Origin of the sequence: Calothrix sp. CCY 0018 (genome assembly GCF_963920925.1) — a bacterium.
Taxonomy (GTDB): Bacteria; Cyanobacteriota; Cyanobacteriia; order Cyanobacteriales; family Nostocaceae; genus Rivularia.
The window spans coordinates 20,124-34,059 of sequence record NZ_CAWUDI010000053.1 but is presented as its reverse complement, the minus strand read 5'-3'; the positions used below and the strand labels follow the sequence as shown (position 1 = coordinate 34,059).

8 protein-coding genes are annotated in these 13,936 nt (G+C 40.4%); 4 read left to right on the top strand and 4 right to left on the bottom strand.

Going from position 1 to position 13,936, the window contains the following annotated elements; translation table 11 throughout:
- Positions 1-36: 36 nt before the first annotated feature.
- From ACM03V_RS28855 to ACM03V_RS28840, 4 genes are all read right to left on the bottom strand, one after another.
- On the bottom strand, positions 37-489 hold the full coding sequence (locus ACM03V_RS28855) for a nitrate reductase associated protein (protein ID WP_414624244.1): 453 nt from the start codon (positions 487-489) through the stop codon (positions 37-39).
- A 452-nt stretch (positions 490-941) separates the two neighbouring features.
- Complete coding sequence (locus ACM03V_RS28850; protein WP_414624243.1) at positions 942-3,233, bottom strand: molybdopterin oxidoreductase family protein; 2,292 nt, start codon at positions 3,231-3,233, stop codon at positions 942-944.
- Positions 3,234-3,714: 481 nt separating this feature from the next.
- Positions 3,715-5,262, bottom strand: coding sequence for an MFS transporter (locus tag ACM03V_RS28845; RefSeq protein ID WP_414624242.1), 1,548 nt, complete (start codon positions 5,260-5,262; stop codon positions 3,715-3,717).
- Between the two features lie 212 nt (positions 5,263-5,474).
- Positions 5,475-7,022 carry a ferredoxin--nitrite reductase gene (locus tag ACM03V_RS28840; RefSeq protein WP_414624241.1) on the bottom strand — a complete coding sequence of 516 codons (1,548 nt, stop codon included), beginning with the start codon at positions 7,020-7,022 and terminating at the stop codon, positions 5,475-5,477.
- A gap of 359 nt (positions 7,023-7,381) precedes the next feature.
- Here ACM03V_RS28840 and ACM03V_RS28835 point away from each other — a divergent pair, with 359 nt between their 5' ends.
- The 4 genes from ACM03V_RS28835 (at position 7,382) to ACM03V_RS28820 (ending at position 13,876) form a co-directional block, all read left to right on the top strand.
- Positions 7,382-8,581 carry a HEAT repeat domain-containing protein gene (locus ACM03V_RS28835; protein ID WP_414624240.1) on the top strand — a complete coding sequence of 400 codons (1,200 nt, stop codon included), beginning with the start codon at positions 7,382-7,384 and terminating at the stop codon, positions 8,579-8,581.
- Between the two features lie 318 nt (positions 8,582-8,899).
- Positions 8,900-11,350, top strand: coding sequence for a phosphoribosylformylglycinamidine synthase subunit PurL (purL, locus tag ACM03V_RS28830; protein WP_414624239.1), 2,451 nt, complete (start codon positions 8,900-8,902; stop codon positions 11,348-11,350).
- A gap of 154 nt (positions 11,351-11,504) precedes the next feature.
- Positions 11,505-13,007, top strand: a complete 1,503-nt coding sequence (gene purF / locus ACM03V_RS28825; protein ID WP_414624238.1) for an amidophosphoribosyltransferase — start codon at positions 11,505-11,507, stop codon at positions 13,005-13,007.
- Between the two features lie 449 nt (positions 13,008-13,456).
- Entirely contained in the window at positions 13,457-13,876 is a 420-nt protein-coding gene (locus ACM03V_RS28820) for a hypothetical protein (protein ID WP_414624237.1), read from the top strand.
- The last annotated feature ends 60 nt before the right edge of the window (positions 13,877-13,936 follow it).

The following is a 13,936-nucleotide window of genomic DNA, read 5'->3' as shown; positions in this document are numbered from 1 at the left end:
AGTTAGGAGTTAGGAGTTATTTAATCTTTGAGTCAATTACACTAACTCAAATTCTTGAACTGCGGGATAAAAATTCTTGTTTTCATGGCTAGCGCGACTGAGTTTTATTAATGCAAAACGTTGTAATGGTGTCAGCTTGTTCCATTGCTCGATCGCAATATTAACGTTAGATTCTGCGGCTTTTGTTTGTATTGTTTCAGGAATTTCTTTTTCGTTCATCCAAGCGGGATTTTCTTCTATAGAAAGTTCTTTTGCAGGTGTTCCGGTTTTTTCAATAATCAAGTTTTGCAAGAATTCTCGATACTTTTGACATTCTTGATTACTCGTACATGGCATTTCAACTAAGGTTTGACGTTCTTGTTCGGTAAATTGATGCCAGTGTGATAGTTTCAGTTTGACTCCGCAGTTGTCGAGTTTGAAGCGTACCTGCATGGGGATGCATCGTAAGCTATCAACAAAATCAGCCTCGAATTTAAAAAAGTCGCTCATTTGGTGTTGAAAATTAGGCCTTTTATATTCTCTATTTTTATAGGGCTTACGTATAGCCCCCCAATATTTTCTTGTTCCCAGGTTTCTTGTTCCCAGGTTCTACCTGGGAATATGTTTCAAGAGGCTCTGCCTCCAATGTTCAAGAGGCAGAGCCTCACATGAAGGAGATTCCCAGCCAGAGACTGGGAACCAGTTAACACGGCAGTTTTTTGTAAATTCTGTAACTCTGGTAACATTTTGTAAAAAAAACGGTAACAGCGACTACATTTTTTCAATTTAATTTAATAATGATATTACCAAGTTATGTATTTTAGGAAATATTTTTGAGATGAATGTCAAACATTTGGGTAGCCAATTAGAAAATAATCCTGAGTTTAATCGCCATCCGCAGCATAATATAAGCACTATTTGTTTAGTTATATTCGGTTCCTTTGTCTTGGGTATAGTTCCGATTACTTATGGTTTGAGGTTGACACCGGCATCAAGTCAGAATACGGTAACGGTTCCTGGTGAAGCAACTCTTTGGAAGGCTGTAGGGGAAAGGTAATTGGCACGAGTTGCACCGCACAAGCTTTCAGTTCTGGTTGTAAGGAAATTGGACAAGATAAAGGATGAGTCATGTTGTTTGCTTCGGCATCGTCTGCCCATAAAGCGCCCCAATGCATGGGAACGAAAACAGTTTTAGGTGCGATCGCCTTAGTTACTTTTGCTGGAAATTTAGCTGTTCCGCGACGGGATTTTATTTCTATCCAATCTCCATCTGTAATTTTTAATTTGGCTGCATCCTTGGGATGAATTTCGATAAAAGGATGAGGATGCATTTTGACGATTTTTTCAATTCTTCCCGTGCGGGTTTGGGTATGCCAGTGACCGTATAATCTCCCAACTGTAAGCACAAAAGGATACTCTTGTGACGGTGGTTCTGCTAAACCGCGAGAATGATAAGCCGCGAATTTTGCCCTCCCATCAGGGGTTTGAAAGCGTAAATCGGTGTAGAGACGTTTTCCTTGGAGTGGTTCTTTTTCAGTAAAGCCTTGTAATAAAGATGACCAAAAACCAGAATCATTTTCTTCTATTTCTATCTCTGCTTTTTGGGTGTCGTACCACTGCATAGGACCGATACTTGCCAAATTTTTGTGACTAATTTCTCCCATATCACAAGGGCGATCGCGTGTTAACTGTACGAATTCGGCATGAACTGCGGCTGCGTCGGTAAAGGCAAATTTATCTTCAAAACCAAGACGGCGACCGACTTCGGCGAAGATTTCCCAGTCGGCTTTAGCTTCACCTGGCGGCTCTCGGAATTTAGGACATAAGGTAACAACTCGTTCTGAGTTAGTCATGGTTCCAGTTTTTTCGCTCCACTGGGCTGCGGGTAATAACAGGTGAGCGTAAGCAGAAGTTTCGGTGGGATAATAAGCGTCTTGATAAATCGTGAAGGGAGATTTGAGTAAAGCAGCTTTAGTTCGCTGCAAATCTGGCATACTTACTGCTGGATTCGTCGCTGCAATCCATAATATATCTACTTCACCAGTTTCCAATCCAGTAATCATGCTCCATGCATCTCTACCAGGTTGTTCAGAAATTTGACCTGGATTCAAACTCCAAAGTTGTTCTACCTCGGCTCGATGTTCGGCATTTTTTACGGAACGATATCCGGGGAGAATGTGAGCTAAACCTCCGGCTTCTCTACCACCCATTGCGTTGGGTTGTCCGGTAAGCGAAAATGGTCCTGCACCTGGTTTGCAAATATTTCCCGTCATCAAATGCAGATTAATCAAAGTACGCACTTTTGCGGTACCCTCGGAAGATTGATTTATCCCCATCGACCACAAAGACAAAACCTTTTTAGATTCAGCCCAGTAACGCGCTGCTTGTTCGAGTTCATCTGCACTAATACCGCACTTTTGAGAAACTACTTCTGGCGGATAATCTTGAATAACCTCAGCGTAATCAGAAAATCCTTGAGTGCATTCATCGATAAATAAACTATCAAACGCACCCCAACGCATTAATAAATGAGCAATACCGTTGAGTAAATCAATATCTGTCCCTGGGTTAATTGCCAAATGTAAATCTGCAACTTCTGCTGTCTTAGTGCATCGCGGATCTACAACAATCATTTTGACGTTGCGATTTTTTTTATGATGCTTTCGCAAACGGTTAAAAACAATCGGGTGACATTCAGCGGTATTGGTACCAATTAGAAAAGCGCAATCTGTTAATTCTAAATCTTCATAACAACAAGGTGGGCCGTCAGCACCAAAGCTTTGCGTATAGCCAGCAACCGCCGAAGACATACACAAACGAGAATTTGCATCAAAATTATTAGTTCCCAAACAGCCTTTAATTAACTTTTGAGCAACATAATAATCTTCAGTTTGAAACTGACCGGAACCATACATACAAATAGCATCCGCACCGCGAGTGTGGCGAATATTTTGAATGCGATCGACGATTTTATCAAAAGCTTCATCCCAACTTACTTCACGGAAAGATTCTGACAGAGAATCTCGCATCATTGGGTATTTCAAACGATTTTTATCGAGAGATTCTGCAACAGTAGCACCTTTAACGCAAACCATCCCCTTTGATGAAGGATGACTTTTATCGCCAACTACTTTCCAAATTGGATTACCTTGACTATCTCGGTGAGTTGCACGTCCTGATGCTGCGGGAGGAGATACTTCTAAACCGCACCCAACACCGCAATAAGGGCAGAGAGTTTTAACAGATTCGGACATATTTTATTTAGGGGTTATTAAATATTAGAAGATTCATCAAGTGAATAATTCAGGACTTACGCAAAGCCCCTCTTTTTAAGGGGGGTTGGGGGGATATTGAATGTCTGGAACACTATATTTCCCGTTATTGTTGGGTAAGTCCTATAATTATTTTAAAAAATTATTTAACAACAGATTATTTAACAACATATTAATGAAATCATACATAGAAATGTAATTATTATTACATTCTACAAAATTATCTTTTCGTTTAATAAAAGTGATAAATCACTTACTACAAACTAAATATTATTTTTTTTAATACCTACCTCTTTTCTTGAAAAAACTCCGCGTACCTCCGCGTAAACCTCTGCGCCACTTTGCGTTAAAAAAATATTTCAACCTTTGATTTAATAATTTATCACTCATAAATCATATAAAAAAAGGAACCGATAAATAATACTTTTTTCATCGATTCCTCAGCAAACCAAAAGCTCAAATTCTATGAACGAATTCCTCTAGGTTCAATAACCAATTCAGAATAATCATCTTCTCCTTCATGATGTTCTGCAAATGAACCTTGAGGCTCTTTCAAAAAGAACCAGCACAAGAAGGAAACTATCAAAGCCGCAATACCCATCACCTGGAAAAACACTGTATTTGACCGATCAATAATCGCTGCTGTCTGCTCTCCACCACCGCTTAACCATTCTGGTAACAAACTAAAGATAGTCAGATAAGCAACTGCACCAACGTTTCCATAAGCCCCAACGTTACCGGCAATTTGACCAGTAACTCGACGCTTCACTAAAGGAACGATCGCAAATGTCGAACCTTCTCCAGCTTGTACAAAAAAGGAACAAGCCATAGTCAGCAAAATAGCTAAAGGCAACCACCAGCCAGCACCAACCGATCCCATCATCATGTAGCCTATACCCATACCAGCAGTCAATACTGCCATAGTTATTCTGCGGCTACCTAATTTGTCGGAAATTAAGCCACCACCAGGACGAGATACCAGGTTCATGAAAGCATAGCTAGAAGCAATCATTCCTGCCATTGCCGGATTTAAACTAAATGTTCCTTCAAAAAACGCCGGAAGCATAGAAACGACAGCCAATTCGGAACCAAAGTTCACCACATAAGTTAGTTCCAGAATCGCTACTTGAGAAAAATTATAACGATCTTTCGCAGGATATTTTTTCTTCCCCGAAAGCAAATCTTTATTTACAACCCAACAGTTATAAGCCTGGAATAAATATAAACCTGCTAATCCAGCCAAAACGAGCAAGAGGGTACTCTCACCGTATAAACCAACCTTTTTCAAGCGCCAAGCCAGAACCATCAAAATACCTGTCAGAGGTAAATTCATCAACATCAAGAACCAGAAATCCCGCGTGCTGGTAACTTCCAAACCTCTAGCATTCTTGGGCTTTTGATAAACTTTTCCAGGAGGATGATCCTCTACGTTGAAGAAATACAGAATTCCATATAGAGCCGCAACGATACCGCTTCCAGCAATACACAAGCGCCAGTTAAGGGTTCCGCCGGCTCCAAAAGCTAAGAATGCACCAATTGTAGGTAGGGTAAAAGCCGCAGCAGCAGAACCAAAGTTACCCCAACCTCCATAGATTCCTTCAGCTAAACCAATCTCTTTGGGAGGAAACCATTCTGCAACCATGCGGATACCAATTACAAACCCCGCACCAACAATACTCAATGCCAAACGGCTGATTACTAATTGAGTGAAGTTTTGAGCGCTGGCAAAGGCAATACAGGGAATCGCTGCATAAATCAGCAACAACGAATAAGTAATTCTTGGGCCGAATTTATCTAATAGCATCCCGATAATGATTCGAGCCGGAACCGTCAAAGCAACGTTACAAATTGCTAAGGTTCTAATTTGACTTACTTCTAAACCAAAGTCTGCTTTTACCTGGGTTGCTAAAGGAGCTAGATTAAACCAAACAAAGAATGATAGAAAGAATGCGAACCAAGTCATATGCAGGATTTTGTACCTGCCGCGAAAAGATAATAATTCTCCAAGCATTGTAATCCCCTTAATAGTTAGTAGTAAGATTTACTTTCATATAGATACAACAAACGATGCATATTAAAACTGAATGCAGATAAATAGTACTTCTTTTGAGAACAAAGATTGAATTAATTATGCTCGTTAGTTATCAAAAATGCTGTATCAGTTTAGACTGCGATCGGTACCATAAATACCACTGAAACATATCCACCGATTAATCATATAAACTAATCTGACTTAGGCTTTGCGCCAAAAGATTCTATCAATATATTCCTTAAGACAGTATTAACCTCGTCACAGGGAATACCTTTCTGAACGCAAGTTCCTAATTGGGCATCTTTGCCTACTTTGCCGCCCATATACAAGTCCACACCTTCAACCGTCTTGCCATCTTTACGCACTTTAGTCCCCATCAGTCCGATATCGGCTACCTGCGGTTGTCCGCAAGAGTTAGGACAGCCTGTCCAGTGGATTCTCACAGATTTGGGCATTTCCAACTCTGCATCTAGTTGTTTTGTTAAAGCTAAGGCTCGATTTTTGGTTTCCACCAGCGCAAAGTTACAAAATTGAGAACCAGTACAAGATACCAAAGCTCTTTCTAACGGTTGGGGTTCGATAGAAAATTTCTCTAACAAAGGTTCGGTAAGAAAATCTTGCAAATTATCGTCAAGAATATTGGGAATAATTGCGTTTTGCTCCACAGTTAAACGAACTTCACAGCTACCGTAAACTTCGGCTAAACGTGCTAAATCAAACATATCCTGAGCATTAAGTCGTCCCACGGGAACGTGCAAGCCAACATAGTTTAAACCCGGTTGCTTTTGCTTGTTAATGCCGATGCAATCCCGCTTTTCCCAGTCGATTTCGTCTTTTTCGGCTGCGGTTGCTAAGGTACGTCCAAATTCTTGTTCTACCATTGAACGGAATTGATCGATTCCCAATTCATCAATCAACCACATTAACCTGGATTTTTGACGATTTGCTCTTGCTCCGTTATCCCGAAAAACAGATAAAATCGCCCGACATAAATCTACAACATCATCGTTCTTCGGAGGAACCCAAGCATTTAAAGGTATGGCACCGTCGCAACGTTTGGCTGAGAAAAAACCACCAACTAAAACGTTGAATCCTAAATCGCCATTTTTATAAGCCGGGATGAAGGCAATATCGTTAATTTCAGCATGAACTGAATTATCCCTTCCACCTTCAATCGCAATATTGAATTTTCGAGGAAGATTGGTAAAAGCATAATTACCTTCACCATTATTGGTAATCATGTCTTGAACTTTCTGCACCAATTCACGGGTATCAATTAGTTCAGAACCATCAATTCCCGCAACTGGCGAACCAGTGATATTGCGGACATTATCCATACCCGACTGCATAGAAGTCATTTCTACTTCATCCAGACGACGAAAAATATCCGGTATATCTTCAAGACGAACTCCACGCAACTGAAGATTTTGACGAGTAGTAATATCGGCACAACCATCTGCACCGTAACGCTGCACAATTTCAGCAAGTACGCGCAATTGATCGCTAGATAAAATCCCGTTGGGGATTCGCATCCGCAACATGAATTTACCTGGTGTGACGGGACGATAAAAAACTCCTACCCATTTAAGACGATGTTCCAAATCGGACTTTTCCATCGCTTCCCAACCGATTTGGGCAAAATTTTCTAGTTCGTCTTTAACGTCTAGTCCATCTTTTTCCGCTTTTATTTTTTCAAACTTATTCAGAGTTGCAGCTTTATTTGATTGGGTAGTAGGCACGGTTATTTTACGTTAATAATCAAAGGTCAAATGACATAGAATGATTGCGAATATTCAAGCAATCATGCAATTAAATTGATTTTTTGTCCCCCAAAATCATCAATCTAAGTGTTTCAAAATTTACGCTTGTTAAGTTCCTATTAAATAGATAAATTGATTGTTTGTTTTGTATCACCTGTAACTATTTCTTATTTTTATGGTGAAGATATTGCGTTATATGCATCATTTTTATTCAACTTGTACATATTATTGTTCAAAAACATGGTTACGTGTTCTGTAAGATGCTGGTAAATATTTAATTTCGTGACAAAGTAAAATAAGAACCGCGTTAAATTAACGCTCTTACTTTGCAATCTAAAATGTTAGAAAATCTTGACATAATTGCCGATGCCGTAACAGAAGCGAACTGGATACTGGTTAACCAGCAGTTACAGCAGCTATTAGACAAGAAGGATGTTAATTCAAAGGCTGTAGGAGACAAGGAATTAGAACAAGCTGTTGCCATCGCCATGCAAATTTTACAAGTAGGGGATTTTCAAACCCGGTGGGATATAGCAAAGATATTTCCCAAAATAGGCAAACCAGCGATTGCTCCCTTACTTAAAATATTGGAAGACGAAAAAGCAGATTTAGAGCTTCGTTGGTTTGCACTTCGCATTTTGGGAGAATTTAACGAACCTCAGATAGTCATATCTTTAGTAAAACTGCTTGAAGAGACAGAAGAAGAAGAATTGGCTATTATGTCAGCCCAAACCCTAGCAAAAATAGGGCAACCTGCCGTGGAGGCGTTGATTGATTTACTCAAAGACGAAAAATCCAGATTATTAGCAGTAAAATCTCTTGCTCAAATTCGCCGCTCCGAAGTCATCGAACCTTTACTAAGCGTTGTTGATGATTCGACAGCAGAAGTAAGGCTGATAGCGATTGAAGCCCTCGGTAGTTTTCACCACAAGCATTTAATTCCTGTATTTATTACAGCTTTGCAAGATACAATCTTTTCAGTTCGCAAAGAAGCAATTATCGCTTTAAAAATGCGTGCTTACCTTGAAGAAGAATTTGATTTAGTAGCTAGTATAAAACCTTTGCTTTACGATATTAATTCAGAAGTGTGTCAGCAAGCAGTATTAGCAATGGGCTGCATGAAAGACGAAGCGGCAATGAAAGCGTTGTTTGATCTTTTGAATTTTAAGAATGCTCCTTTATTTCTTAAACAAGAAGCAGTACGTGCTTTGAATTGGAACGGAACTTTTGCTGCCTTAGATTATTTAAAAGAAATTCTTTACAGTGATGATATTAAACTAAGTCAAGAAATTATTACCGTATTAGGAAGACAAGAATCAGCAGAGTTAAAATCTTACGCTACCAAGATTTTGATTGAATATCTCAACAGCCAGCCAGAAATAACCTATCAGTCGCAGATTAAACAGGCGATCGCAACATCTTTAGGAGAATTAAGAGATTCAAATGCGCTAATTCATTTAGAAAAACTTGCTTATGATGACAATTCTAAGGTTAAATTATATGCTTTGGCTGCGATTAAATCGGTAAATAGTAAATAGTGAGCAGTTAACAGTTAACAGTGAGCAGTTAACAGTTAATAGATTAAAAGATTTTATTCATAGATATTAAGATTACACTTTTGTGGATGTTGCCAGTTAAATTAGACTGGGCAAAAAATAAGAGTGTGTTGAAACGTACTTTTATTCTTTGTCATATATTCTGTTTTTCGGTGTTAATTACTACATGAAATCTACCTTTTGAAATTATATATATCTTTGTTCTATAATTCTAATTTCAAAATCTCATTAATTAAAATAGTAATAAATGCACAAATAAAGATTAGAATATATAGTTCGTCCAGGCGTGTAATTGCTCCCATGACCGCTAGATCCCAATCTCCGTTTTCTCCCGAAGAAATAGCCAAAGAAGGCATAAAACCCGAAGAATACCAAGAAATCGTCAAAAGATTAGGTCGCCATCCTAATAAAGCCGAATTAGGAATGTTTGGCGTAATGTGGTCGGAACATTGCTGTTATAAGAATTCTCGACCTTTATTAAAACAGTTTCCTACTACCGGAAAACGAGTTTTAGTAGGCCCTGGCGAAAATGCTGGGGTTGTAGATTTAGGTGACGGTTTACAACTCGCTTTTAAAATTGAATCCCACAATCATCCCTCAGCAGTAGAACCCTTTCAAGGTGCAGCAACGGGAGTCGGGGGTATTCTCAGAGATATTTTTACAATGGGTGCGCGTCCGATTGCGCTGTTAAATTCATTGCGTTTTGGTAATTTAGAAGATGCCAAAACCCAAAGATTATTTAGCGGTGTGGTATCGGGAATCGCTCATTACGGTAACTGCGTGGGCGTTCCTACCGTTGGTGGTGAAGTCTATTTTGACAGCGCTTACTCTGGCAATCCTTTGGTAAACGTGATGGCGTTGGGATTAATGGAAACGCCAGAAATTGTTAAATCCGGGGCATCGGGTATTGGTAATCCGGTGTTGTATGTTGGTTCTACAACCGGGCGTGACGGTATGGGAGGCGCGAGTTTTGCCAGCGCGGAATTAACCTCGGAATCTATTGATAACCGTCCAGCAGTGCAGGTTGGCGACCCTTTTTTAGAAAAATCCTTAATTGAAGCTTGTTTAGAAGCCTTTAAAACAGGTGCCGTAGTAGCAGCCCAAGATATGGGTGCGGCAGGAATTACCTGTTCCACTTCCGAAATGGCAGCAAATGGTGGTGTCGGTGTGGAATTCGATTTAGATAAGATTCCCAACCGCGAAACTGGAATGATTCCCTACGAATATCTACTCAGCGAATCTCAAGAGAGAATGCTGTTCGTTGCTAAAAAAGGTAGAGAGCAAGAATTAATTGATATTTTTGTACGTTGGGGATTGAATGCAGTAGTCGCAGGGAAAGTTATAGAAGAACCCATAGTAAGGATTCTTTATCAAAAAGAAATCGCAGCAGAAATACCCGCCACAGCTTTAGCAGAAAATACCCCAATTTATAACCGAGAATTATTAACTGAACCTCCAGAATATGCCCGCAAAGCTTGGGAATGGACATCCAACGATTTACCAGCTTGCACCGATGAAGGTATTGAAATTCAAGGAAAACTGCAAACCTGGAACGATATTTTATTAAGTTTACTTGATACTCCCAGCATCGCTTCAAAACAATGGGTTTATCGTCAATACGACCATCAAGTGCAGAATAACACCGTCATGTTACCCGGTGGTGCCGATGCGGCGATCGTTCGGTTGCGCCCGGTTGGGGAGATGGGGAGAGGGGGAGATGGGGAAACAAGGGGACAAGGGGACAAGGAGACAAGGGGAAAAGAAAATTCCAATGCCCAATCCCCTATGCCCCATACCCAAAAAGGAGTTGCTGCAACGGTTGATTGCAATTCTCGTTATGTTTATCTCGATCCTTACGAAGGTGCAAAAGCTGTGGTGGCTGAAGCTGCTCGTAATCTTAGCTGTGTGGGTGCGGAACCTTTGGCGGTAACGGATAATTTGAATTTTGGCAGCCCGGAAAAACCGATTGGTTATTGGCAGTTAGCAGAAGCTTGTCGGGGTTTAGCGGAAGGTTGTCAGGAATTATCTACGCCGGTAACTGGCGGAAATGTCTCTCTTTACAATGAAACTTTTGATACGAACGGCAATCCCAAACCAATTTATCCAACTCCCGTTGTCGGAATGGTAGGACTAATTCCCGATTTAACTAAAATTTGCTCCCAAGCTTGGCACTCAGAAGGCGATATAATTTATCTTCTCGGTTTACCAATTCAAAATCTAATGTCAAAATCCAAAATTGAATTAGGAGGTTCTGAGTATTTAGCTACCATCCATAAAACTGTTGCTGGAAAACCACCCAGGGTTGATTTTGAATTGGAACGTCGCGTACAACAAGCTTGTCGTGAAGGTATTCGTCAAGGTTGGGTGCGTTCGGCTCATGATTGTGCTGAAGGTGGAATTACCGTTACCCTTGCCGAATCATGTATTAACAGTAGCCTTGGCTGTGAAGTGAAATTAGACATCCCAGAAAATAATTCTCAAAGATGGGATGAAGTACTTTTTGGTGAAGGGGGAGCCAGAATTATTGTTTCAGTTGCGTTAGCAGAGCAACAAATTTGGGAATCCTATTTACAGGAACAACTAAACGACTATTGGCAACAAATTGGCAATGTCGGAAATTCCCACACAGGATTGGGGGTCTTAACCTCTGATAATAAAACTTTAATAAACGTTACGATGGAAGATGTAAGCGATCGCTATCATCATGCAATCAATAGACGTTTAGCCGTGCATCAACAGTTAAACCCCTAACTGACAATTAAATAACTGGCAACTCGCGATTACTATCGCTGAGCATAAATACTGTACTCTGGTAAATAGATAGTTAAGAATTAATTAAATTTAAGCTAACTATTTAATTTCGTAATCCCAGTGGCTTGACATCATCATCAGGAGCATAGTTAGAATGATTCCCCAAAATTCCAAAGCCGTCACTTCGGATCAACACGCCCTAATTAATCCTAATCCAATTAATGTAGACGAACGCCCCGACAAGCAAGAAGAAGCTTGCGGCGTTTTTGGCGTTTATGCACCCGAAGAAGACGTAGCCAGACTCACTTACTTTGGGTTGTATGCCCTTCAACATCGAGGTCAAGAATCCGCTGGGATTGCCACTTTTGAAGGCAAAAAAGTACACCTGCATAAAGACATGGGTTTAGTATCCCAAGTCTTCAACGAACCTATCCTTGATGACTTACCAGGTAGTATCGCTGTCGGTCATACCCGTTATTCCACCACGGGTTCAAGCCATCTAGCTAATGCCCAGCCAGCCCTTGTCCAAACTCGACTAGGTGAAATAGCCCTTGCACACAACGGTAATTTAGTCAACACAAAGCAGTTGCGCGATGAACTGCTCGAAAAAAGCTGTAACCTAACTACCACAACAGATTCAGAAATGATTGCCTTGGCGATCGCCGAAGAATTAAACGACGGTTCGCCGTTATTTGAAGCTGCGATTCGGGCTTTTAATCGTTGCCGAGGAGCCTTTAGTTTGGTAATCGGTTCGAGTAAAGGCATCATGGGCGTGCGCGATCCAAACGGCATTCGCCCTCTGGTAATTGGTACTTTGGAAGGTAGTCCAACACGTTACGTTTTGGCATCAGAAACCTGTGCTTTAGATATTATCGGCGCGAAATACCTGCGAGATGTAGAACCAGGAGAGTTGGTTTGGATTACCGAAGACGGTTTAGAGTCTTTTCAGTGGAGCCAGAAACAACAAAGGAAACTGTGTATCTTTGAAATGTTCTACTTTGCTCGACCCGATAGTATCATGAACGAAGAAAGTTTGTATAGCTATCGGATGAGATTAGGGCGACGATTAGCAGAAGAATCTGCTGTTGATGCGGATATTGTTTTTGGCGTTCCAGATTCTGGAATCCCGGCTGCAATTGGTTTTTCGGAAGTTTCCGGTATACCCTATGTAGAAGGATTAATCAAAAATCGCTACGTCGGACGAACTTTTATTCAACCTACCCAAGCAATGCGCGAATCGGGTATAAGAATGAAACTAAATCCTCTCAAAGACGTGTTATCCGGGAAAAGAGTAATCATCATTGATGACTCAATCGTGCGGGGTACCACCAGTCGTAAATTGGTAAAATCTTTGTACGAAGCAGGTGCAACCGAAGTACATATGCGAATTTCTTCCCCACCAGTAACCCATCCTTGCTTTTACGGTATTGATACCGATAGCCAAGATCAACTTATTGCTGCCACCAAATCAGTAAAAGAAATTGCCAAACACTTAGAAGTAGACAGTCTGGCATATCTAAGCTGGAAAGGAATGTTAGAAGAAACCAAACAAGATACCAATAGTTTTTGTTCCGCTTGTTTCACAGGAGATTATCCCGTACCAGTACCCGAAAGGCTCAAGCGTTCTAAATTGATTTTAGAAGAAGCAGTAGTTTAGAAATTTTAGATTAAAGCTAGATTAAATTGGGTTTGTTTTTCAGAACACTATAAATCACTAATGTAGAGACTTCGCAATTGCGGAGTCTTTTTGATTATGTAAAGTTGTAGAGGATGTTTTAAAAGTATCCGGCGGTTGAAACCGCTACTACACAGGCAAAGTCCACCTGCGTGGACTAATTAATCATTAACCCGCGCAGGCGGGTTTTGCTTGTGTAGCCGCGACTTACAGTCGCCAGGTAAGGTATTAAATACGACTTTTAAAACATCCTCTGAGATATCGCGATCGCGTTCTTTTTCGCTGCGGAAGATTTGACAATAACTCGTTGATATTGAAGAGAAGATATTGATATAACTCCTAACTAATAACTAATAAATCCTCAATCTTTACGGAATTTACATACTCACCTATGTATCATTGAGTGACATTACGTAATTTGAAAACCACTTATGGAACCGATTACTGCTGTAAGTATTGCAACTCTCGCTTTTACCAAAGCTTTTGAAAAGACGATTGAAAAAATTACGGAAGCAACCTGGAATAAAATCGACGCGCTACGAAAGAAGATTTGGCACAAATTAGGCGGAAATCAAGCAGCGCAAAAAGCCTTAACTGCGGCTGAAACTGGTTCTCAGCAAGATTTAGAATTAGTTGCTCAATACTTAGAGCGTGAAATGGAATGGGATAAAAACTTTGCTCAAGAAGTGCAAACCCTAGCTCGTGAGATTCATCAAGAAATTAATATCGGTGGAATTAAAGGGCAAAACGTACAAAATGTTTATGGTGGGGAAGCGCAACAAAATAATGCAAATAACACCAATGCACCAGTAATTCAAGGTGGTAGCGGACACAATATTACATTTAATTGACTACAGCCGTCGGCAAGGGAACCGACAAAGTATAATCCCATCAAACATATACCGAGTCGT